This window comes from Enterobacter cloacae complex sp. 6730903, assembly GCF_048283985.1.
Classification (GTDB): Bacteria; Pseudomonadota; Gammaproteobacteria; order Enterobacterales; family Enterobacteriaceae; genus Enterobacter; species Enterobacter hormaechei_C.
Genome location: NZ_JBLVXX010000060.1, coordinates 1 through 22,275 on the forward strand (window position 1 = coordinate 1; position 22,275 = coordinate 22,275).

Sequence of the window (22,275 nt, forward strand, 5' to 3'; positions counted from 1 at the left end):
TTATGGAGCCACGGTTGATGAGGGCTTTATTGTAGGTGGGCCAGTTGGTGATTTTGAACTTTTGCTTTGCCACGGAACGGTCTGCGTTGTCGGGAAGATGCGTGATCTGATCCTTCAACTCAGCAAAAGTTCGATTTATTCAACAAAGCCGATAGACTTTCCTCCGACTGAAACAACAGGATGATTGAGCCCATGCTTCGATACGAGTTAACGCCGAACAATGCAGGTTTTATACTGTGGGGAGATTCAGAAGCCCTGAATGAATTACATGAACTCATTCATTACATCGTGGATGAAAGCCCACTGATTAAAGTTAAAGACGGATTTATGTTATCCCTTGCCTATGATATTCGTAAAGCACGGGAAGGTAATCGTCGTGTTGAGCAACATCAGTATGATCAACATGATACATATAAGCTTTATGGTGTTGAGCTTTTATGGCCTCTGGTCCTGGTACAGTCCTCAATACTCAGAAACTCAATGGGTTATATTCAGACAGACAAAAACCAGCTGTCTGTCATGTATGCCTTTGAATACCTGATAGAATCAGCATTAACAGAGTCTGAGAGAACAACGTCGAATGATATTATGCTAACAGTAAAATATGCATCAGACTCTGATTTTAATTTCATTGAGGATAATATTGACAGCAGGTGCTGCTATTTTATCAGCCTATCTCCGGAGCAAAGAAAAAAGCAGTTAATCAGTATTGTTCGTTCTTTTCATTCATTATGGGGTAAGTATGCCCGTGAAAAGCAGGACATAAAGATGCTGAACGAAATGAATAATACATCATGGGTCTGGCCGGACAATATCAACTGGTGAGCAACCACTGTCCGGCCAGTGAGTACCATCAGCGGGCTCTTTTACCAAAAATGTCCTCTGAACGTGACTGAAGCTGTTTGAGTGCTTCGAGCATGTCATCATTATCCAGTGAGCGCTGGGATTTCTTCCCTTCCTGCTTTGGCCGTCGTCGGGAAGGGCCATCTCCAGCGGGAATTGACTGAGAGCGCGTGTTATCCCGCTTGCTCTGCACCAGACTGATAAACTCCAGGGTTCGGCCAAGACGCTTGTTATCGACAATCGCGCCCTGGTCGATTTCTGACAGTCGGTCGTAGGTAGAGTAGGGAAGTAGCGTACCGTTCAGGCGCAGCTCTTTTCTGCCATCAGGATAGTGATACACATCGATATATTTACCTATTGCACGGCGACTCAGTTCGCTGTCTTCAATCAGGTACAACATTTTATCATATTGTATCGTCAACGATTTTGAGACTTTACGTTTTTCACGAACAGTGAAAATAAGCCCCAGGTCCTCATCATGTTCTACAGCACGGTGTACGTCAAAATCATGTCGCGGTACTTTGCCAAAACGGCGGTTATAGTCAGCCATATAGGCCTCAGCGAAGTCATTTGCAGCCTCCATTGAACAAATGCCCTGTAACCGCAGCTCTTTGACCAGACGATCCTGTAAAGTGAGGTGAGCTCGTTCTACACGCCCTTTGGCGGGACTGGTTTCTGCACAGATAGTCTGGATGTTCAGTTCATGCATGGCTCGCCCAAACTGAGTATGCCCGTCTCCGCCTGTGGCGTGTTTATTGTTAACACGAAAAACACCGGCTTTATCGCTGTACAGTGCCAGCGGTTTACCATGCTTATCGATATAGCGCCGCGTGGCTTCGAAGTAAGAAAACGTGGACTCCGATTTAACAAACAACAGTTCCATCAGTTTGCTGGTTGCATCATCAACATAGACCAGCGCGGTGCAGGCCGGGCCACGGCCTTCAAACCAGTCGTGATCACAGCCATCTATTTGTATCAGCTCACCAGTACACGGACGCCGGTACCGTGGTTGAGGGATCCTTGCGGCACGTTGTTTACGGGGAACCCATAAGCCAGCCCGCACCATGATGCGCCGGACAGTTTCTTTGCCAAGAAACAGTCCGTGGAGTTCTTCGAGCTTTTCACGCGCCAGAGTCGGACCGAAATCAGCATAACGCGTCTTGATCAGTTCCAGAGCCTGATCTGCGAGCCCGGGTGGCAACTGGCGGTTACCACGCATGCCACATCGTCTGCTGGCCATACCAAGCGGTCCGCCTTCACGGTAACGGGCAAGAAGTCTGCGGCATTGCCTGTCGCTGATACCGAGGTGCTCGGCCGCACGGCGCGTTGTGATGCGACGTTCAATGACGTCCTGTATAATCTTGATCCGGTTGATCTCTTTCAAAGTAAACACTCCTGAGCTTTCTGCGCTCATGATATGCCTCCCGGTAGTTTAAACGGACCAGTGAAGCTTACCATAGCGCGGACATCTGAATTGAGCCACAGGCGGACATTACTATTGAGCCATTACAACTTAAGTGCGCATAATCAGGATTATGTAAGATCAGCGTTAAGTAGTCGATTTATTTGAAAGTGACGTCGTCTTTAAGTTAAAATCACCTATAATCAATACCTACTGGAGCAGCTCATGGCTGACACCTACCTCCCCCCGGGCTTTAAAAAATGCAAATCATGTCAGCAAGTTAAACCCTTTGAACAGTTTGGAAAAGAGCTCAAGGGCAAGTTTGGCCTCAAGAGTAAATGCCGAGCGTGTATTAGCGAGAAAAACAAAACGTACGCAGCAGGCCCAGGGGCCGAAGTAAAGACGCAAAATAATAGGACCTACCAGGCAGAAAACAAGACTGAGCTCGCGGAGAAAATGCGCGTTAAGCGTGCGAAAGAAAAATTTGGTGATCGCTATAATTCCTACCTCGCTTCTTTAGAGTCCATGAAAAAACTCAAATAATGTAATCGCCAACGGAGGAATAATGAATGTACATCTGAAATATGATACGATAAAGCACTATCACTTTGATTGGCTAACGCCTGCTGGCGACTATCCTAATTCAGCGGTTATGCTCGTAGGTTTCCGTGATGGGCGCTGGATTATTGTTCAAGAGTTCGGAAATGATTATAGCTGCTTCGAGGGCGTTCTGAAGAATGGTGATGATCTTAATACGGAGCCTAAATTCTATTCCGACTTAGAAAGCGTAGCGGTTGCTGCTTTTGGCATGATGAAGCAGATATATCCCCAGTACCAAGATAGCACGTTAGAAGAATTCCTCGCTGGATAAAATATTCTAGAAACCAAACTCGCCTTATTCGAAGGAAACTGACTATGTATAGAAAGGTTTTAGCTCTTTCAGCCTTACTGATTTCTGCTTGTTCCACCGATAATCCTCATAAACAAAGTATGCACCACAATGATTTTGAGCTTTCGGACTCAGCTGTAAAAATTCAAATCAAGTCTGGAAATAAGACAATCTCCGGCTCAGGTACTTGGATCGATGAACAACATATTCTTACAGCTTCACATTTATGGCTTGATGCAAGCAAGGATTATAGTCTAAGTATAATAACAAGGAATGGGAGCCAACCAGCAACAGTTATCAATATTGATGATCCTAAGAACCGGGACCTCGCTCTTTTAAAAGTAGAAAAAAATACTATTGTCAAAGCCCCACCTAATTGGAAGCTTCCAGTATGTGATAATGTTCTAGCTCCAGGTGAGTCTGTTTGGGTTCTATCGGGAATGTATAATACGCTTTCAAATACGTATGCTTCCCCCGACTCAACCTACTATTATAAAGGAATAGTTGGTTCTGATGGTTTGACTGCTTTTTATCAAAATGGAGTTAGTGGAAGCGCTGTGTTAAACCAATCTAAGAGTTGCTTATATGGTGTTGTGAGTCAACAAGACATTAAAAAGATCAATGTCTATCAGATATATATTACGAAGATTACTACAAATGAAATTATACGCGGATTCATAGGTTATAAAAATAATTAAATGAGCGTAATCTTACAACAGGCAATTCCGACGTTATCTGCGTTGGTCTACCTATCTGAACCTTTAAAAGGAACGTCTATCATGTATAAACTTTTACCCGCAATACTAGTCTTTCTTTCGGTGTTCCTTGGACTAATCGCTCTACTCAGTGCTATCAAAAATGGTTCTGATGAATTGGCGGTATTCCTCATTACACTTTCGGCGTGGTTCGCTGCTTTAAGTAAGTTTTATTCACTTAAACTGTATAAAAATAGTTAGCCTGTGAATCCAAATACAGTTGACAAGTATCCAGCACTGCCCCCGTGATTTATTCAGGTTAGAAGCATTCCCGGAGTGCAGGCTGGGATTAGAAAAGTTACTTTTCTTACGATGTACCAACCAATAGGGCACGACTTATCGTAATGCCTAATTACATATTACCTGTTTAAGTCGATCTAATAATTTCATTGGAGCAGACATGTCCCCGGAATTGGTATCAGGCATTGCACGAGTGGCGCATGAAAAGCTACTTTCAGTTTTGACGGAGTGCGGCACAAAGAAGACGAAAGGCACATGCCTTTTTGCAAGCTATCTTGTATGTTATTTAGCAAAAACTAAAGGTCTAGATGCTGTTGTTCGTGGGGGTAACGGTGCAGATGATGGCGGTATATTTACAGAGAGTGGTGGCTTTGGCCATTATTGGTGTGAATTGAACTTCGAAGAAGTGCAATATTATATTGACATCACTTCCGAGCAGTTTGGGTTTCATCCATACATAGTGAAACGCGTCAACGATATAACAGGATGGCCACGATATATTCCTGGTGATCAGGAAACGGTCGATAGTCATTTAGAACAATTATTACGCGACGGCTATACAGAATAGGCTGCGTATACACTATCGCAGCCTTTCAGGCTCTTAACCCTTGTGACCAGTTAACGGAACCACTCAGGATGACGCTGCCGATCAACGTTGATAACCTGCGAATTAAATTCAACGACATCCGCTGGAGTAAGCATTAATTCATCAGGATTTACAATAAATGGTCTTAAAACCACTTCGCCACCGTCTTCTTTTGCACCGTAGATATTAATAAGAAAGTGCAGTCGTTGATTTCCGTCAGCATTGCGTTGCCATTCTCTAAAAGTCAAAGTCTGTTTAATATAGTTTGTTAAAAGAAATGCGAATTCAGATTCTTCCGTTTGTGAGATACCGTTTTTGTTAGACATTTTTTTTAGTATCTTTCCGAGCATGGATACACAGGCATCTAGGGAAGGTGCGAATAAGCAGGTCATTTCTTCCCAAGCTGACTCGCTGATTAAAATTTCGCGGATCTGGGCCGATTTTTTTCCCGCAAACACATCGAATCAGCCTATTTAGGCTATTTTTTCCACCATTTCTGGCGTTATTTCCGGTTTTTACTGAGATCTCTCCCACTGACGTATCATTTGGTCCACCCGAAACAGGTTGGCCAGGGTGAATAACATCGCCAGTTGGTTATCGTTTTTCAGCAGCCCCTTGTATCTGGCTTTCACGAAGCCGAACTGCCGCTTGATGATGCGAAACGGGTGCTCCACCCTGGCACGGATGCTGGCTTTCATGTATTCGATGTTGATGGCCGTTTTGTTCTTGCGCGGATGCTGCTTCAAGGTTTTTACCTTGCCGGGACGCTCGGCGATCAGCCAGTCCACATCCACCTCGGCCAGCTCCTCGCGCTGTGGCGCTCCTTGGTAGCCGGCATCGGCTGAGACAAATTGCTCCTCTCCATGAAGCAGATTACCCAGCTGATTGAGGTCATGCTCGTTGGCCGCGGTGGTGACTAGGCTGTGGGTCAGGCCACTCTTGGCATCGACACCAATGTGGGCCTTCATGCCAAAGTGCCACTGATTGCCTTTCTTGGTCTGATGCATCTCCGGATCGCGTTGCTGCTCTTTGTTCTTGGTCGAGCTGGGTGCCTCAATGATGGTGGCATCCACCAAAGTGCCTTGGGTCATCATGACGCCTGCTTCGGCCAGCCAGCGATTGATGGTCTTGAACAATTGACGGGCCAGTTGATGCTGCTCGAGCAGGTGGCGGAAATTCATGATGGTGGTGCGATCCGGCAGGGCGCTATCCAGGGATAATCGGGCAAACAGGCGCATGGAGGCGATTTCGTACAGGGCATCTTCCATGGCACCGTCGCTCAGGTTGTACCAATGCTGCATGCAGTGAATACGCAGCATGGTCTCCAGCGGATAGGGCCGTCGGCCATTGCCCGCCTTGGGATAAAACGGCTCGATGACAGCGGTCATATTCTGCCATGGCAGAATCTGCTCCATGCGGGAGAGGAAAATCTCTTTTCGGGTCTGACGGCGCTTAGTGCTGAATTCACTATCGGCGAAGGTGAGTTAATGGCTCATGATGTCCCTCTGGGATGCGCTCCGGATGAATATGATGATCTCATATCAGGAACTTGTTCGCACCTTCCCTAGACTTAACGATGTTAAAATTTTGGTTGTATTAAAATCCTCCTGCGAAAGTGAAATCATCCATGTATTATCTTTATGATAGTCGGTGATATAAATAAAATGAGATGTAAAAGGCGTTGAGTGATTGAACTCTCCTAGGTAATGACTCCAACTTATTGATAGTGTTTTATGTTCAGATAATGCCCGATGACTTTGTCATGCAGCTCCACCGATTTTGAGAACGACAGCGACTTCCGTCCCAGCCGTGCCAGGTGCTGCCTCAGATTCAGGTTATGCCGCTCAATTCGCTGCGTATATCGCTTGCTGATTACGTGCAGCTTTCCCTTCAGGCGGGATTCATACAGCGGCCAGCCATCCGTCATCCATATCACCACGTCAAAGGGTGACAGCAGGCTCATAAGACGCCCCAGCGTCGCCATCGTGCGTTCACCGAATACGTGCGCAACAACCGTCTTCCGGAGCCTGTCATACGCGTAAAACAGCCAGCGCTGGCGCGATTTAGCCCCGACGTATCCCCACTGTTCGTCCATTTCCGCGCAGACGATGACGTCACTGCCCGGCTGTATGCGCGAGGTTACCGACTGCGGCCTGAGTTTTTTAAATGGCGGAAAATCGTGTTGAGGCCAACGCCCATAATGCGGGCGGTTGCCCGGCATCCAACGCCATTCATGGCCATATCAATGATTTTCTGGTGCGTACCGGGTTGAGAAGCGGTGTAAGTGAACTGCAGTTGCCATGTTTTACGGCAGTGAGAGCAGAGATAGCGCTGATGTCCGGCAGTGCTTTTGCCGTTACGCACCACCCCGTCAGTAGCTGAACAGGAGGGACAGCTGATAGAAACAGAAGCCACTGGAGCACCTCAAAAACACCATCATACACTAAATCAGTAAGTTGGCAGCATCACCACCTCGCTGAACCTTGCCATATAAGCATCGTACTCAGCCTGGTCTTCAGGAGATAAAAAATTTGGTGGGAGGAGCATCAGAATCCTTTCATCCTAGCTTGTATACCTTCTTCGTAGGCCAGCTCGCCATTATCGGTAAAAGATGGTTTTTGATGTTTATGATAAAGCTTAATTTTTCGTCAGGCTTGATAGCGTTACCGGAGAGATTTGATCTTTTCTCTTCAACTCGCAATACTGTTTATACATACAGTACAAGAATTCGAGTGTAGCTATGTCTGTTATCCTTGAGCACATTAGCAACAAGCCTTACGAAATGGCACCTTTTTTCAGTGATTTACTAAGCTGTGGAGTGATGAGTCCGTGCGCCGGGCATGAAGATAATGAATTAAATTTGCATGAATATGTAGTCCGCAACCGCCCCTCAACCTTCTTTGTCAGGGCGGCGGGCCTCAGTATGATCAATGCCGGTATCAATGATGGAGCAATACTGGTTGTGGATCGGTCTTTAACAGCACGACACGGCTCTATCGTCGTTGCGCTGGTGGATGGAGAGTTTACGGTAAAGATCTTACACACGTATCCTGAGCTGCTTTTGATGCCTTCTAATCCAGCCTATAAGCCGATACGTGTAAATCCTGAATCCCTTGAGATATGGGGCGTCGTCACCTTTGCACTGAATCAGTTCAGCCATGTACATGCACGTTGATATTAACGGAGCCTATGCGGCATTTGAGTGTGCGATGGATCCCAAGCTGTCAAAAAAGCCGCTCATCATAGCCAGCAATAACGATTCGTCCGTCATTGCAATGAATAAACTGGCTAAAAGCGTTGGTATTAAGCGTGGGACCCCAATTTTTAAGTGCAGGGATTTGATTCAGCAACACCGGATCGAAGTCCGGAGCTCTAACTTTACTTTGTATGAAGACTACTCAAATCGCTTCCATGAAACGCTGGAAAGCTTCGCGCCTCAATCGAGTCGATATAGCATAGATGAAAATTTCATGTTATTGAAAAACATGAACAAGATAATAGATTATGAAGATTACGGCCGGTTGATCAGAAGTACACTTCTTCATAATCTGTCCCTTACCTGTGGTGTGGGTTGTTCAAGCACCAAAACCCTCGCTAAATTATGCACCTATGCGAGCAAACGATGGGCAGCTACAGGCGGGGTTGTAGTTTTGACTGATCAGGCCAGGATCAGGAAGCTCCTGAGCCTGATCAGTACCAGAGAAATATGGGGTATTGGTCGAAAGATTAGTGAACGCCTGTCGGCTTTCGGGATCATCACTGCCGGTGATTTTTATAATAGCGACGTTCGCTTTTTACGTAAAAGCTTTGGCGTTGAAATCGAGCGTACCTGGCGGGAACTGCATGGCGAACCATGTTTCCGGCTGCACGAGTCTCCTCCTGTCAGGCAACAGATTATCGTTTCCAGAAGTTTTGGTCAGCGCCTTAATGAGATAGGCAAGCTACATGAGGCAGTTTCATTTTTTACCGCCCGGGCGGCAGAGCAGCTGCGCAAGGATGGCTCGTGGACCCGTCAAATCACAGTCTTCATTCAGAGTAGCAATTATGCGCAAGGTGAAAACCGCTACAGCAATTGTGGTATCGAGCCGCTTACCGCTACACAGGACACCCGCGATCTGGTTGATGCAGCCATGACCATCCTGAACCGCATTTACAGACCCGGGATAGCGTATGCGAAAGCAGGGGTAATGCTCTCCGCTATGACTGACGGCACAGAGCAACTCAGCCTGTTTGATACTCGCCCGGCCAGGCCTGGCAGTCAGGCACTGATGAAAGTTATGGACCGGTTCAATAAAGAAAAGCGCGGAGCTCTGTTTTTACTGGGGGAAGGCATTCAACAGGATTTTCGTATGAAGCAGGCCATGCTATCACCGAGATATACGACCCGCTGGGATGAATTACTCGTTGTAAAAGCGTAGCGGCCATGACCGGCATGGCCGTACTCATCAAATGTGAAAGTAACTTTAGGCCCCGCGAGCTTTTTCGATTGCGCCCTGCAAAGTTGCTGCGTCCATAGCCCCGGGGATAAATGTGGTAGTCGCCGCATTCGGCTTTTTCATATTCATAATGATGAAACCGGGTGTGCCGGTGATCCCGAGCGCTTCGCCCAGCTGCATATTGCCGGAGATCACGTTTTCATACCGGTTTTTTTCCCTGTCAGAAAACGTGCTGTTAAACCCTGACTTTTCCACCACAGTATTAAAGTCAGTGAGTTCGAATTTGCGTTGAGAGGTCATGAAGGTATGAGCCACAGCCATCAGGTTGTTGTGGTACTTACGATAGGCTTCAGCACCGAAATTCTGATAGACGTGCAGACCCGTAGCGGCCCCCATGGCAGATACAGGTTTTGAACCGGCAAAAATCGGGAATTCTTTAAAGAAGAATTTTACATCTTTGCTCTGATTCATTACCGATTCAACAACAGGTGTAACCCGCATGCAGTAAATACACTGATAGTCGAAGAACTCGATTACCGCGACGTCGGCGTCATCAGGGCCGATGTTTGGCGTCTCCTTGGTATCCAGCAGAGCTGGCGCATATGGAATTATTCGTTCCACTGAGGCACTCACGTTCTGATTTTCCAGCGCCTTACCTGCTTCCACTAAATAATGGGGATTTTTTACCAGGTAAGTAGCGGCAATTTTGCCAATTTCTTCCTCACTGAGCACCTTCGGTTTAAAATAAGTTGCCGTGATTAACGCCGAGGCAGCGGTAGCAATAACCGCAGAAATTAAAATCGTGGCCATCGGTTTTAAATAAAATTCTTTAGACATAGCTACCTTTATGCTTTTCAGCCTGTTAGTTATTAACCTGCGATGGATTATACTGGCCCGGTAAATCGGAATTATTCGTGAAACAATGCTTTTTGGAGATTAAAGGATGATTAGGCAGGGCTTTATACTCACAACCGCAATGCTTTTGAGTGGATGCGGATATCATTTCGCAAACCAGGTAGATGCGTACGATCTAATGCCTCGTCCTGTTACAAATAAAAGGTTTCAGATAGTCCCTCCGGACGAAAGTATTCAGTCCAGAATGTTTTCAGGCCGTTTTGCTGATGGATTAGCAAAAAAAGGAGTCATTATTTCCACTCACCAGCCAGATTATGTGCTCAGGTTCCGAATCAGCAGCTCACAGGAGAACATGCAGTATAGCGAGCAGCTTCTTACTGGGGTGACAGGCTACGTTGTAGATAAAAAGACAACGAGAACTGACAAGCATGGCGAATTGCATACTGACTATGACTACAAGCCAGTCGATGGGGTAATAGGCACTGAGACGATGTCGCAGATGCACTATATGCGACAGCTGGATGTCGAGGTATACCCGTCAGCGAAAGGAGCAAAGCAGGTTCTGAAAGTGAGTATGCAAAGCAATGCACCTGTGCCGTCAGACAGCATTGCTTATTCAGCAATGATCGACGCCTTTACTGATAAATTTGATGCGCCGCTGCGTTCCGGAAATTATGTTGCAGTGATCCCCTGGAACTGAAAGCAGACGGCGGGAAGAGAATGTTCAAAAGTGACTTTTGGACACGCACATTAACGTGGCTATCGCCCTCCCCCATTAAAATCATAAAGTCGGTAAAGATCGCCCATCGTGATGGAATTGGGCTTATTAATGAACAGATACTGTAACTGTTCTTTATGTTGAGTACTGGCAGCTGCATTCATAAGCACTTCCAGGTAGAACTTGTAGCCTATGCTTCGCTCTGAATACATATACTGGAACTGCATCAGTAAAATGCCTGACATAACATACAACAGCAGCAGACTGAGTAATACAGTGCTATCAGGCTGTTCCAGTGCCATACTGACATACCCTGAACCCAGAATGCACAGAAGCCACCCCGTCATTAGAGCAGGCACCCTACGACTCAGACGTTTATAACAACGTTTTATTACGGGATCCCGGAGATACTTTTTGTCAGGTATCCCCGTTGCTCTGATGACGAAGCTACTGAGTATCGACATCTTTTTTCCTTCTGGACGCTCTCAGTCAATAAATCAGGCCAGGCGCTCATTGAAAGCTACCACGAGCTGCGAATCGGGATTTTTTACCAGTTCGGGCCGGATAACTTTTAGTTGCCTCGTTGGGGCGAGCTCATCTGTAGGCCTGATGGTGGTATTACCCGGCCCCTTGCGGGTACTGTCGGTGTTTACCTTGAGCTTTTTATTTCCCAGGTAGCTTTCCATCTTTTTAGAGATGGTGTCACCTGTGGTCGCAACACCAGAGAGTTCCTTTAGATGTTCACCTTTATCCATTTGTACCGATGACATCAGAAATCCGATTCCGGGATCGTTTTCCGTTCCACAGGCTCCGTACTGACATTGTGCAGCGAAAACGGGCTGTACACCTACAGCAACCAGCATTAACGTACTCAGTAAAGTAGATTTCATACACACCTCTTACAGTCGGAAAAGTTACTTTTGCGCAGCGCCCATTTGGGTCACCAGGTTTTCCGGGCTCAGCCACCCCGTAAATAACTGCGGTTTGCCGCTTAGTGTCACCATGGTAGGAGTACCTTGCAGCGGGATTGTTGAGGCCACCTGGAAATGCGATTTGATAATGTTTAAGCAAGCCTCATCAGGACGTCCTTCCGGGATAGTTGAAACCGGATTCATCGCTGCATCCAGAGCTTCGTTTGGCTTTGCTGAACACCAGATTTTGGCCATGTTCCCGGCTACTACCGAGTTCAGTCCTGCACGTGGGAATGCAAGAAACTTAATCGAAATACCGGCATCAAGATAAGACTTCAGATCATGATGCAGTTTTTGGCAGTATCCACAGGTTATATCGGTAAAGATAGCAAGCCGGTATTTTTCGTTTGGTGATTTGTAGTCGATGGATTTTGTTTTGGATGCGAATTCCCGGACGCCCATTAAAATGGCCTGCTCAGTGGTGTTTACCACATCTTTACCTTTCACGTGGAATAAGCTTCCGGTAAAAATGTAATCTCCGTCTTTGCTCACGTAACTTACCCCCTCCCTGGAAATCACCGTAAAAATATCTTTTACTGGCGAGGGTTCGACGTGCTCGATTGAAAGCCCAATGGCTTTGAGCTTATCCCGGGCTGCATCTGGCAGTACCATTGTATTAACCGGCTCGGCATTCATCGTGAAGGCGGTACTTAATGAAAGAAGTAATACCGATGCCTTAATAATTTTTTTCATTTCCGCTCCTTAAATCGAGCACTAATATTATCACGCCCCAAAATTCCAGAATTTTGCTTAAACGCTTAAATCAACGGGTAAAGCCGAAAGAAAGTCGATAGATATATGGGAGAATAGATAAAACGTAGATTCAGTGGAGAAATCGTTGTGTTTACACCACCAGCAGATGATGTGAAACCTATTCCCGTTCCTGATGAGATTTACACTCAGTGCATTACGGATGCCGCCCGCTACTTCGGAATTGATGCTGAACTGGTTTTTACGTTGTTTGACAATGAAGGCGGTAAGGTTGGTACTTTCAGCAGGAATACTAACGGCACTTATGATATTGGCCCAATGCAGATCAACTCATCCAATCTACCTGAAATAAAAAAGCATTTCCCGACGGTAACGTGGCGGGTTCTGGCTTACGATGCTTGCGCAAGTTTCTGGGTTGGAACATGGTGGCTCTATAGAAAAATTGTTGATCGCAAGGGCAATGTGTTTGAAGGGATTGCAGATTACAACAGCAAAACCCCAAAGGTACGTGCAAAGTACATATTTAACTTCATGGTAAAGTACAATCGCCGGATCCAGCAGCGTAACGGGATGGGTGAGCTTTATCAATGGACCCAGCAACCTCCTCGATACAATGGCCATATAGCTAAAAATGTCCCGGAGCAAAACCCGACTCCTGTTGTTAAATAAATACAACCCGATATTACAGAAGATCATCGAGTGGCTTGGGTAAACCACCACAAATATTTCACACTGACTCAGGAGTAATATATTGTCTTCTTCTGCAAGAAATTTATTTAAGATTCTCTCTTCTTTCTTGATCCAGAAAAACCCTCATCATGAAGAAGTATGTGTTCATGAAGAAACAACAGCTGGTTTATGGGCCCCTCTCCCTGATTCGCATGTCGTGCTTTTCTTAGATTTCGATGGGGTTTGCCACAGGTGTAAAAATGAAACCTTTGAGCGAATGCCACTGTTAGAGAAATTGCTGGATAACTGCCCTGCCATGGTGATTGTTATCTCCAGCTCATGGCGTGAGTGCGCTAATACAAGTTATCTGAAATCTCTGTTCCGGGTGCCTTATAGAGACAAAATCATAGGTGCAACCGGTTCGGTATATTTAAAACACGGACAGACTGGTGTGCGGGCTGCCGAGTGTGAGGACTTTGTCTTTTCACATCGAGTTAAAGCATTTATCTGCCTTGATGACGACGAATCATTATTTCCGGCCGGTTATCCGCATTTGCACAAAACCGATTATTACACGGGCCTCACCGAATCTGACCTTGCAGCTCTTAACGCAAGGTACCATCAGCTCATGGGACGCTGATGAACAAAGTAACTTTCCTTTTACCCTGTCACTGCTGATCTCGTACGCCCATCCACTTTAGGATTGATTGTTTTATACCATACGCAATAATGTCTCATATGAATTCGACAAGAAAGGGACATTATGCTGCATCACTGTCAGGCTAAGTCACTGGATGACATATACCTTGAGGATATTCCCCACATCATACATCCGGCCACGGCGGTACATGACCTCGAAGATACCGCCCTGCCAAACCGGATTATTCAGGAATGGAATTTACCGCAGGGATATACACAGTTTGTCAGCCGGTATCACCAGTTCCACCATCAACGCCCCTGGCTCGCTTACCGCGATACGCTTGACGACATCAGATACGGTAAGATCGTTCTGCTTAGAAAAGACATAACCGGCAATGCCGGGCCGGGGGTTATATCAAATGGCAACCTACGCAATGACCTGCCCCTGTCCCTCTTTACCCGTCTGCGCGATATCATCTCTCGTCAGTTGAAACGCCCGGGGTATTACGTTCGATCAACGACACCAGCACAGCACGCCCAATCAACAAAAACCATTAATTCCAAAGCGGCTGGTCGTCTTCTCGCAGCTGGCGGGCTTTATAATGGAAATGTGGAGGGATTTCGACATACGGCTGAACAACTTGGCGGCGAAGCTGTTGAAGGCTATGACCAGGTATTGAACGAAACAACTTCAGGTATGCTGGTTGCAGCGGCTTCACTTCTGGTTATCCGAAATCCAAGGTCTGCGGATGAATTGACAAGTTATCTCGGCAAGTACAAAAAAGCACACGTTTTGCTCGATGATATGAATGTTAGCGAATTGAACTACATGCGCCGAGACAGAGCTGAATATTTAGCTCTCCGTGGACAATTCAACAATACTGTACGCCCTAACTTCCTTAAATCACTTTCAGACCACCCAGATGCCCTGGCTACGTTTGAACCTAACGATTTGATGAAACTTGCAACAGGCAAGGTCCCCTCTGGGTGGCAGGTTCACCACAAGATCCCTCTTGATGATGGTGGCACAAACGCTATAGACAACCTGGTACTTATTCAGAATTCACCATACCATTCAGCACTGTCGAAAGCACAATCCATCATTACGAAGGATCTACCGTATAATTCAAGCACCAAAGTTCTATGGCCATCGCCGAACGGTGTTATCTACCCGGTAGGAAAGTAAGAGGCGCTCATGAAAGATTTAACTCAACTACTCAGCAGCTTAAAGAGGTTGATGGTTGCAGATCACTACCCTTTAGCCAGCCCGGTAGCCCCGGAAGTCTTGAAAGACTTAATCTGCAATCCGCCTCCAGTGGAGTGGGCAGATCACAAAAAGAGCGCCTATATAGATATACAGAAACTCATTAAAACCAGGCTTGATTATGCCCAAGTGTTTAATGCTATGGATGGTTTTGAGTACAACGGACTTACGTTTTATAACCTTGTTCAGGCAGAGAACGAAAATCTATTGTGGTCAAATATTTACATACGCAACTTTGAAGCACGAGACAATGAAATCTACGTTGACCCAAATCTCACTGATAAGGTGTTAATCGGAGAAGATGGCATGTCACTTTTCGCTTATAGTTTTGCAGACGACTGCTTTCAGATAAGAGACAAAGCATCTACTGATTATGTTATTGAATCTCATACAGAGTTTGATAGATTTTTGTCTTCACTGATTCAAACCGTCAGTTGAATGTTCCGCAAGAGCGGTACTTCTGAAAAAAAGGCCGCAAACACATACTTTGCGGCCTTAATTGTTTAGCAGTAATTTACAATCTATTGATAGTCATTTCAGGAGGTTATATTCAACCTCCCTTATTTTTTATTTTCATTAAGCCACTGATCCGCTTTATCGACACGTGACTGGTAAGGCTCATTTGTGTTGCTCAGCTCTGACTTCATGTACTGAATGAATTCATCTGCTTTCTGAGGCCCAAAGCGTGGGTCATCCGTCAATTGCTGCCGGATAGCCCTTTCAGAGTTCTGCGCTGCATTCGCATAAGTCGAAACGCCGTCGCTGCTAATACTCTGATACCGGTCACTTACAGCTGCGACGCCATCAGACATCTGCATGTGATTAAGGACTTTACCCTGGAGAGAATCAGGCATATTTGCAGGGTTAGAGGCATCATTTGCTATCGATGTCTGGGTTTGAAGGATGCCCGCTCCCGTAAGCATCTCATTTACCGGTTTCGCCCCAACGCTGGTTAGCGTATCCGAAACAAATTGCTGGCCCCCGAGTAGCGCACCAGAAATCGCGCCCCGCTCAGTGTTGGCCTCTATCTTTTCCCCAACCAAGCGATCTGTGACGGTCTGAGTGCGGTTACCAACGAGACCACCGCCCGACCCACCTTCTCCCAGGTTTGCCCGTACGACTGACTCAAGTGAACCATCAGCTCTGTTATGAGTGTTGAAACTGCTATGGATGCTCTTAACGTCATTCATACTCCAGTTAACGTTATAGTTACCCAGTTCATTAAGGATCTTCTGGGTATCCGCTTTGAGCTGCTCTCTTTCGGCACCGGTAGCCATGGTGCTGGCACCATAGGTAAAGACAGCTTGCTGTGCCAATTCAGCTCGCTTATCGTCCCGGCTTAAGTTCGGGTTGTTGGCAACACGACTAAAGTAGTTATCAGTGTTATTAGATAAGCCACGAACTTGCCCGCTCTGATACATACTGTTCAAAGCAGTGGCTCGTTGATCCATTCCATCACCAACCACCCGACCTCCAACCTTTTCCAGATCGTTAAATGTGCCTTCTGCATTTCTGACATCCTGACCCGAATTGACGACTTTCTCTACACCCTGATTATTCAGTACAGGTCCATTCTTTTCGAGAGAATTAAGCACATTCCTTTCTTCATCAGAATAAGTGCGGCCCACGTTGTTGTTATGTATTCCCTGAATATCGCCTTTGCCCGCGTTATCAAGGTTATACGGAGTAAAGCCAGCTTCACTTTTTCCAGGGACATGCTGTGTCGCGTCCTGAGCGTTGGAGGAAAGACCGAGTTTAGCCTGCGAATCTACACTTCCACCCAGTTCCCCTACGCGTGACGCACTCATCACGCCAGACGTATTTACGCTGTCAGGAGTTCTATCCTGTGCCTGAGTGATAGTATTAATTCCTGACCCGTCACCTGAAATTCTGTCGAGCTGATTGGTGATAGGTAGCAGCTGCTGTGCATTACCACCGAAGTCGGAAACCAGACTTTTAAGCAGGCTGGAGGTTTCACGGAGATCCTGTTTATTACTTTCGGCCGTCTCTCCCCGGGCGGTATCAATCGCAATTTTTTGCTCACTGAAATCTCGGGTTGCAGCCACAAGCGCGTCAGTACGTTGAAGCTGCGATCCAAGCTGATTACTGGCCTTGAAGGTATCGTTATAGGAGTTGAATTTCTCCATAAACGCATTCTCATCCAGCCCATTCTTACGAGCAAAATTCCTTACATCATCATCACTGAAGTTTTTGTTGCGAATAGAATCGGAGAACCTGTCCAGGTTAATGCTTTGTTTAGAATCAAGGCTCATTCCACTATTGGAGCTTGCGTTAGTCGAAACCGATGTAGAAATATTTTGCGCCATCGTCTGTGTCGCCTGGTTCATTTTCGACGATGCTTCTTTAAACGCATTAGTATTGGATATCTGATCGCTGCTTACCTGAGACGCCGCTTTACTGAACTGGTCAGTTAACGCAGAATCCTGGCTAAGCTGATTCGTGATTGCTTTTGAAAGGTCATTTGAAAGCGAGTCACTGCCTGTATTGGTCTTAGATGCACCGCTACTCAATTGCCCTGCTACAGCCGCTTTCAGCCCGGCTCCATTGCCAGTTCCAACACCTCCATTAAGCCCAGCGTTGAGAATAACATTTGAAGCAATGCTGGCCATCTGAGACGCACTCACCCCATGTTTCGTTGCAATACCTTCTGCTACAGAGGCACCAATCTTATCCGAGATCTGCTTCATTGTTTGCAGGTTGGTTGAGAACTGCTGGCTCGACTGTCCTGACCTTCCAATTTCGCTCATCTGACTGTAACCAGCCTGGAATGAATTACTTGCCGCACTCATAACTGATGAGGTTACAGCTGATCCTTGTCCCTGGCTGTTAGCGATACTTGAACCAGCATTCCACATTCCAAGACGGAAATTACTTGAATCAACTGCGCCGCCATCGCTGTATCCCTGACCGGTACTGGTTAAGGCGGTTCGTGTCACGTCACCAAATGAAGATTTACCGCTGTTAGGGCCATCCCATACTTTGGGCGTTACATGACCAGTATCCACCGGCGCATCGGGGGTCACTCCCTTAACCGCATTCATCATCGGGTGAATCGACTGTGTCATCAGGAATAATGTGAGTACCGGAATCAGAGCATAGAGGGCGGAAGCAACAGACAGGTATGAACTGTATGTTTCCGCAAGCCCTGGGAGTCCCATCCACGTGACGGCATTATTCTGGCTGTTGAGGGTGCTCCAGGTATCCAAGTCGGCCGTCGCGACTTTCTTCACATACGCGTTGACCATTACTGCCGTAAGCGGCCACATATTCACGAAGAGGATAAGTTGCAAATATTTCGCCGCAGCGGCAACACCATTACCACCTAACGCCAGCAGCATAAGCAAAGCAAATGGAGCAACCATATAAGCAAACATTTCAAGGAATGCGATTGCTGCTCCCGACAGTTGTAACCACAACTGGCCCTGTGAAGCCATTGTGTTGGTTCGCTTCAGAGAAGCCTCAAACAACTGCATATCGGAAGCCAGACCGAGTGGGGTCTTATATTTGCTTGCGCCATTTCTGAGCTCATTCATAATGAACAGGTTCAGGGTGGCGTCATACGAACCAATAGCCTTACCGTACATACCATTTGCTGACGCCATAACATCAGTAAAGCTTGCGCCGGTAGGTGCACCATTTGCTTCGTCTGGAGTAAGGATGCCGTTTGTCTGTCCTATAAGGGAAATAGTCTGGCGAGCTTCAGCTGTACTGGTAACCTGTTTCACAGTTGACCAGACCTCATCACACGTACCAGATTTTGAACCGTTAGCGCCAACAATACTGGCAGAGGCATTCTTCAGTGCGCCTTTCATCGCCTGATTAATCCGGTCCATGCTATCTGCCAGATTAGCTGAGAAAATATCGTTAAAAATAGTTTCTTTACCGGCAATATTTGCGCTTGAGTTTTGGGTAGCCTTCAGGCAGTTGTATGCAAGAGACTGAACGGTAGCACATACGTTCATTGGCCCTAGCCCGCTGGCCGGTTCAGGAAATGCGGAACAGTAGCCCTGGCTATCGCCGCCCCATTGCAAAAACTTCACGAATCGGATCATCGGACCGAGGGTGATGTCATCGTCCAGAGTTGTTGCAGACAGGTCCACCGGAGAAAGCGGATCAAACGCTGTTTTATAATCCTTCAGCAAACCCTGGCTTAAGTTAGTGGTGACGGTTGCCATCGCAGCAATAAAAATTGGAATTCCGTCGACGTTTCTGACCTCTCCCGACTTTACAGATTCAATAGTTACATCCACTCGAACCATTGCCATCATGAAAAGGATCAACCCCAAAAACCAGGAGAAAAACGGTAATTCATTTTTGGTCGGAGCCTGAAGCCATAGCCACGTTTTATAGAATAGGCTCACACCTGCTACAACGGCGGCCGTGGTCAGGAACTCTTTTACACCAGTATATTGAGAAAAGATCAGGGCAATACCGGTAAAAGCCGACCAGACAAAATCAATATCACCCAGGGTATATATGTTGTAATCCATGTCAGACCTCAGTTACGTGTGCCACGAATACTTTCAGTGAAAGCCTTCCGTTGCAGGCGACGGTTATCCCAGGTTGAAATGACGTCCGAGCTGGTACCGACCTGGCTGTGCGATAGCTCATAGGCGGCTTTAACCTGTTTTGAGAGATTGTCTGTTAATCGGTTGAGATCATCCCTTTTACCCGACAGCGACTCACTCGGTATGCTCATGGTTGAAATTTTGGCCTCAACCTGGCGCAACATGTTGATTACGAGGCTCGTCGCAGCAATAGTGCTGATGTCCTGAATGTATGCGTACCCTTCCGGTGCTTCGAATGTTTGCAAAGAGTCGATAATGGTCGGGATGCCGATATAGGAGATAATGCGTAATTCATCATCTGAAACACGAACGTCGTTGATGATTTTTTTCTGTACGTTTAAAAGAAGATCAGAAATGGTATCCTTCAATCCCTTAAAACCACCGTCATTAACTTCTGACATGACAAGGCACTGAGCCTTTCGTGGGGATGATGGATCTGGTGCCGGAGAACACTTGAGCATTTTAATTGATCCGCCAGCTGGTGGCCCCATGATGTAATCCGTGACAGTCATGGTAGACGGGCGGACTTCCATTCCCGCTTTTTCGCCTTTGCTATCCCAGTTGATAATGACAGTACCTACGAGAGACATAAGTTGTTCTGCCAGTTTATAACCGGATAACTCCGTTACCCCTCCGATGTTCATCGTTCCCTTATCAATATCCATGAACGACATATAGAAGAGGTTACCACTGAATTTTTCAGCGAACTCTTCGGGATCCTTTGCTTTAACCTGAGAAGTGACAGCTTCAGGTGACTTTGTCATCGATGAGCCAAAATCAGGAATAAGACCATTAATCGATCCCAGAATTGAGGCTGGTCCAGAGCTAACTGAGTTAGCGAACTGGCTTGGCGTACCCACGTTTTCAGAAAGGAAAGAGTAAGTTGCATTGCATGAATCTTTCGCAAATTTATTTAGCGCTTGCAGTTTGTTTTGGATGTCATTAATCGTTGCAGCACAGTCAGCACAAATAGCTGAAACAGCAACGTTAAAAGCATAGATAGCCGCACCCTGGGCAATACCACGGGCCACCTGCACAAGCTGGTCCCCGTTGATCATGCTGAAGGACCCAAGAAAAACGTCAATACCGTTACAACCGACAGAAGCTTTTGGAAACGACATGGAAACAAGGTTGGTATTAACGTTTGTTGTTCGGTAAGACATTGACCCGCCAACTATGCCTGTACGGGTTGCTGTGGAAAAGGTGGCCGGGCTGGTAGACGTCATCATGCCATTGAAAATGTTACGCATTGCGTTGTCTGCATTTGCAGTCGGGGCTAAAATTGCAGCACAAACAGAAAGAGACAAAAGTAACTTTTTGAAGTTGAAAACGGCATTACTGCGCATAAGTGCCTCCAAAACTGCCGCCAGCATTGAGATAATTGACCGGATCGGCCGTAGGCATGTCATAGCCTTCGAGTTTTTGGTCCATTATTTTTTGAAGTAGGAATGGGTCTGATTCCATTTCGGATTTATTAACGGTAATAACGCCATCATCGCCGATGGTATATTGCCTTTTAATATCTAGAGTTGACTGGAACGAAGCGTCATCGATCAGATTCATGCCCTTCGCGGCAAGTATAATAGTGTTCTTTAATTCATCAGCGGAGATCATGCCTTCACTAATGCGCTGAGCTGATGTCCCATCCTTTGAAACCAGGAAAATTGTAGGTACCTCTCGAATTTTAAATTGATCAATAATTTGTGCGTTGGGGATGTTAAAATCCTGAAAAAGGCCATTATGCAATGGCCTTCCATCCATACTGATTGGAAGAATATCTACCGAATAATAGTTCTGCATAAATTGAAGTATTTGGCTTTCTTCGTGGCAAAACTGGCAAGTACTCTGGAAAAAGAAAAATAAACCTGACTTAGTAAAGATATCTTTCATTACCGTTTGCTGATTTTTTTCAACAACAGTGCGGTGAGCATCCAGTGCCACCTTTTCCACTGGTTGCCTGCGTTTTTCAGACATCATCGGGTTTTTAAGAAAATAATCTTTTGATTTGTCAGAAAAACGCGTACTGATATCCAGCATTAACCTTTGCGCCGTGTAATAACGTGATAGATTTTCTGCGGTAGGGTTATCCATTGCCTGCGTTAACAGTCGAGGCATATTCTCTTTTAGCCATTTTGAATTTAAATCTACCATTTCCTCTTTTGAAGGCGAGCTAGCAGCACCGGTTGGTGGCAAAACCTCTTCTTCTTCAGCTTCGCTTTTTTTAGCAGGATCGTCATACCAGAAGAAACCCTTCTTATAAGCCTGGCCAGATACAAAGGGCGTATCTTTTATTAGGGGTTGCTCAGGGCTGGCGTGGGCACCAGTAATTACCAAAGACATAAGCAAAACCATCTTTGAAGGCGCTAATGCAATACGAGTCATAGACCGTTCTCCTTTTCTGATGCGGTTATGATGGCATACAAAAAAAAGGTTAGAGCTCGTATAGCATGGTCGTTTTTATGTTGAAAAGGACGGAAAAGGAGTGCTGACTAAGAAGATAGTCTCGGTGATGGAAAGATCATCCATCTTGCACGTTGTCAAAAATCCGGTGTAACAAAAACATGGTTTTATCGAATATCTAAAAGCAAATATTGCTTTGAAAACAGGTGTATTTAGAGCTGAAAAAAATCATCACAAGTAATGCTGTTTCTATATTTCAAAAAAGGAATAGCTAAGGATCAAAGAAGCGAACTTAGACAAGAATATAA

24 protein-coding genes and 1 pseudogene are annotated in these 22,275 nt (G+C 46.1%); 12 read left to right on the forward strand and 13 right to left on the reverse strand.

The features are described from left to right. Positions 1-118: pseudogene (locus tag ACNQ0W_RS22685) on the reverse strand (IS5/IS1182 family transposase); the annotation flags it as partial. 74 nt (positions 119-192) lie between these two features. Here ACNQ0W_RS22685 and ACNQ0W_RS22690 point away from each other — a divergent pair. Continuing rightward, positions 193-825: a DUF6904 family protein gene (locus tag ACNQ0W_RS22690; protein ID WP_001567369.1), complete on the forward strand. Its 633-nt coding sequence runs from the start codon at positions 193-195 to the stop codon at positions 823-825. Between the two features lie 28 nt (positions 826-853). On the opposite strand, the gene ACNQ0W_RS22695 is transcribed toward ACNQ0W_RS22690, so the two are convergent. Continuing rightward, a complete protein-coding gene (locus ACNQ0W_RS22695; RefSeq protein WP_001567368.1) occupies positions 854-2,257 on the reverse strand; it encodes an ISNCY-like element ISKpn21 family transposase in 1,404 nt (467 codons plus the stop codon). 213 nt (positions 2,258-2,470) lie between these two features. On the opposite strand from ACNQ0W_RS22695, the gene ACNQ0W_RS22700 reads away from it, so the two are divergent. From ACNQ0W_RS22700 to ACNQ0W_RS22715, 4 genes are all read left to right on the forward strand, one after another. After that, on the forward strand, positions 2,471-2,788 hold the full coding sequence (locus ACNQ0W_RS22700) for a hypothetical protein (RefSeq protein WP_000785965.1): 318 nt from the start codon (positions 2,471-2,473) through the stop codon (positions 2,786-2,788). 22 nt (positions 2,789-2,810) lie between these two features. Continuing rightward, on the forward strand, positions 2,811-3,116 hold the full coding sequence (locus ACNQ0W_RS22705) for a hypothetical protein (protein ID WP_001100610.1): 306 nt from the start codon (positions 2,811-2,813) through the stop codon (positions 3,114-3,116). Positions 3,117-3,160: 44 nt separating this feature from the next. Next, the gene (locus ACNQ0W_RS22710; RefSeq protein WP_000285959.1) at positions 3,161-3,832 is read left to right on the forward strand and encodes a S1 family peptidase; all 672 of its coding nucleotides are present in this window, start codon (positions 3,161-3,163) and stop codon (positions 3,830-3,832) included. A gap of 457 nt (positions 3,833-4,289) precedes the next feature. Continuing rightward, positions 4,290-4,697, forward strand: coding sequence for a hypothetical protein (locus ACNQ0W_RS22715; protein WP_001371904.1), 408 nt, complete (start codon positions 4,290-4,292; stop codon positions 4,695-4,697). A 50-nt stretch (positions 4,698-4,747) separates the two neighbouring features. Here ACNQ0W_RS22715 and ACNQ0W_RS22720 read toward each other — a convergent pair whose 3' ends face one another. The 4 genes from ACNQ0W_RS22720 to ACNQ0W_RS22735 all read right to left on the reverse strand — a co-directional run bounded on the left by ACNQ0W_RS22720 (position 4,748) and on the right by ACNQ0W_RS22735 (position 7,130). Then, positions 4,748-5,137 carry a hypothetical protein gene (locus ACNQ0W_RS22720; protein ID WP_236689843.1) on the reverse strand — a complete coding sequence of 130 codons (390 nt, stop codon included), beginning with the start codon at positions 5,135-5,137 and terminating at the stop codon, positions 4,748-4,750. Continuing rightward, complete coding sequence (locus ACNQ0W_RS22725) at positions 5,034-5,249, reverse strand: hypothetical protein (protein WP_122966916.1); 216 nt, start codon at positions 5,247-5,249, stop codon at positions 5,034-5,036. The genes ACNQ0W_RS22720 and ACNQ0W_RS22725 overlap by 104 nt, the downstream gene beginning before the upstream one ends. Then, entirely contained in the window at positions 5,231-6,145 is a 915-nt protein-coding gene (locus ACNQ0W_RS22730; protein ID WP_101430419.1) for an IS5 family transposase, read from the reverse strand. Before ACNQ0W_RS22730 ends, ACNQ0W_RS22725 begins: the two co-directional genes overlap by 19 nt. Positions 6,146-6,432: 287 nt before the next feature. Further along, positions 6,433-7,130 (reverse strand): IS1-like element IS1B family transposase gene (locus tag ACNQ0W_RS22735; RefSeq protein ID WP_095033700.1). Its coding sequence is split into 2 segments (ribosomal slippage): positions 6,433-6,881 and positions 6,881-7,130, totalling 699 coding nucleotides; the frame shifts between segments, so codons are not numbered across the junction. Positions 7,131-7,455: 325 nt separating this feature from the next. On the opposite strand from ACNQ0W_RS22735, the gene umuD reads away from it, so the two are divergent. Then, positions 7,456-7,890, forward strand: a complete 435-nt coding sequence (gene umuD, locus ACNQ0W_RS22740; protein WP_000111290.1) for a translesion error-prone DNA polymerase V autoproteolytic subunit — start codon at positions 7,456-7,458, stop codon at positions 7,888-7,890. Then, positions 7,880-9,133, forward strand: a complete 1,254-nt coding sequence (gene umuC, locus ACNQ0W_RS22745; protein ID WP_001371894.1) for a translesion error-prone DNA polymerase V subunit UmuC — start codon at positions 7,880-7,882, stop codon at positions 9,131-9,133. The genes umuD and umuC overlap by 11 nt, the downstream gene beginning before the upstream one ends. A 45-nt stretch (positions 9,134-9,178) precedes the next feature. Here the strand turns inward: umuC and ACNQ0W_RS22750 are convergent, their stop codons facing one another. Continuing rightward, complete coding sequence (locus ACNQ0W_RS22750) at positions 9,179-9,988, reverse strand: DsbA family protein (protein WP_000031378.1); 810 nt, start codon at positions 9,986-9,988, stop codon at positions 9,179-9,181. Between the two features lie 262 nt (positions 9,989-10,250). On the opposite strand from ACNQ0W_RS22750, the gene ACNQ0W_RS22755 reads away from it, so the two are divergent. Next, a complete protein-coding gene (locus ACNQ0W_RS22755; protein WP_223230168.1) occupies positions 10,251-10,706 on the forward strand; it encodes a hypothetical protein in 456 nt (151 codons plus the stop codon). A 59-nt stretch (positions 10,707-10,765) separates the two neighbouring features. Here ACNQ0W_RS22755 and ACNQ0W_RS22760 read toward each other — a convergent pair whose 3' ends face one another. The 3 genes from ACNQ0W_RS22760 to ACNQ0W_RS22770 form a co-directional block, all read right to left on the reverse strand. Next, positions 10,766-11,026, reverse strand: a complete 261-nt coding sequence (locus tag ACNQ0W_RS22760; protein ID WP_001439466.1) for a hypothetical protein — start codon at positions 11,024-11,026, stop codon at positions 10,766-10,768. A 195-nt stretch (positions 11,027-11,221) separates the two neighbouring features. Further along, a complete protein-coding gene (locus tag ACNQ0W_RS22765; RefSeq protein WP_000843243.1) occupies positions 11,222-11,614 on the reverse strand; it encodes a hypothetical protein in 393 nt (130 codons plus the stop codon). A 24-nt stretch (positions 11,615-11,638) separates the two neighbouring features. Further along, complete coding sequence (locus ACNQ0W_RS22770; RefSeq protein WP_000720274.1) at positions 11,639-12,388, reverse strand: thioredoxin fold domain-containing protein; 750 nt, start codon at positions 12,386-12,388, stop codon at positions 11,639-11,641. Positions 12,389-12,535: 147 nt separating this feature from the next. Here ACNQ0W_RS22770 and ACNQ0W_RS22775 point away from each other — a divergent pair, with 147 nt between their 5' ends. The 4 genes from ACNQ0W_RS22775 (at position 12,536) to ACNQ0W_RS22790 (ending at position 15,416) form a co-directional block, all read left to right on the forward strand. Further along, the gene (locus ACNQ0W_RS22775; protein ID WP_000494968.1) at positions 12,536-13,075 is read left to right on the forward strand and encodes a lytic transglycosylase domain-containing protein; all 540 of its coding nucleotides are present in this window, start codon (positions 12,536-12,538) and stop codon (positions 13,073-13,075) included. 82 nt (positions 13,076-13,157) lie between these two features. Next, positions 13,158-13,715 (forward strand): HAD domain-containing protein, encoded by a 558-nt coding sequence (locus ACNQ0W_RS22780; RefSeq protein ID WP_001371950.1) that lies wholly within the window; start codon positions 13,158-13,160, stop codon positions 13,713-13,715. Between the two features lie 123 nt (positions 13,716-13,838). Beyond that, positions 13,839-14,900, forward strand: a complete 1,062-nt coding sequence (locus ACNQ0W_RS22785; protein WP_000902297.1) for an HNH endonuclease signature motif containing protein — start codon at positions 13,839-13,841, stop codon at positions 14,898-14,900. 9 nt (positions 14,901-14,909) lie between these two features. Continuing rightward, positions 14,910-15,416, forward strand: coding sequence for a YrhA family protein (locus tag ACNQ0W_RS22790; protein WP_000654195.1), 507 nt, complete (start codon positions 14,910-14,912; stop codon positions 15,414-15,416). 122 nt (positions 15,417-15,538) lie between these two features. On the opposite strand, the gene ACNQ0W_RS22795 is transcribed toward ACNQ0W_RS22790, so the two are convergent. From ACNQ0W_RS22795 to ACNQ0W_RS22805, 3 genes are read right to left on the reverse strand one after another with little or no spacing between them, the layout of a single operon-like run. Beyond that, positions 15,539-19,489: a conjugal transfer protein TraG N-terminal domain-containing protein gene (locus tag ACNQ0W_RS22795; RefSeq protein WP_000386160.1), complete on the reverse strand. Its 3,951-nt coding sequence runs from the start codon at positions 19,487-19,489 to the stop codon at positions 15,539-15,541. An 8-nt stretch (positions 19,490-19,497) separates the two neighbouring features. After that, entirely contained in the window at positions 19,498-20,913 is a 1,416-nt protein-coding gene (trhH, locus tag ACNQ0W_RS22800; RefSeq protein WP_001257292.1) for an IncHI-type conjugal transfer protein TrhH, read from the reverse strand. Then, positions 20,903-21,949: a thioredoxin family protein gene (locus ACNQ0W_RS22805; RefSeq protein ID WP_000196727.1), complete on the reverse strand. Its 1,047-nt coding sequence runs from the start codon at positions 21,947-21,949 to the stop codon at positions 20,903-20,905. The genes trhH and ACNQ0W_RS22805 overlap by 11 nt, the downstream gene beginning before the upstream one ends. Positions 21,950-22,275 lie beyond the last annotated feature (326 nt).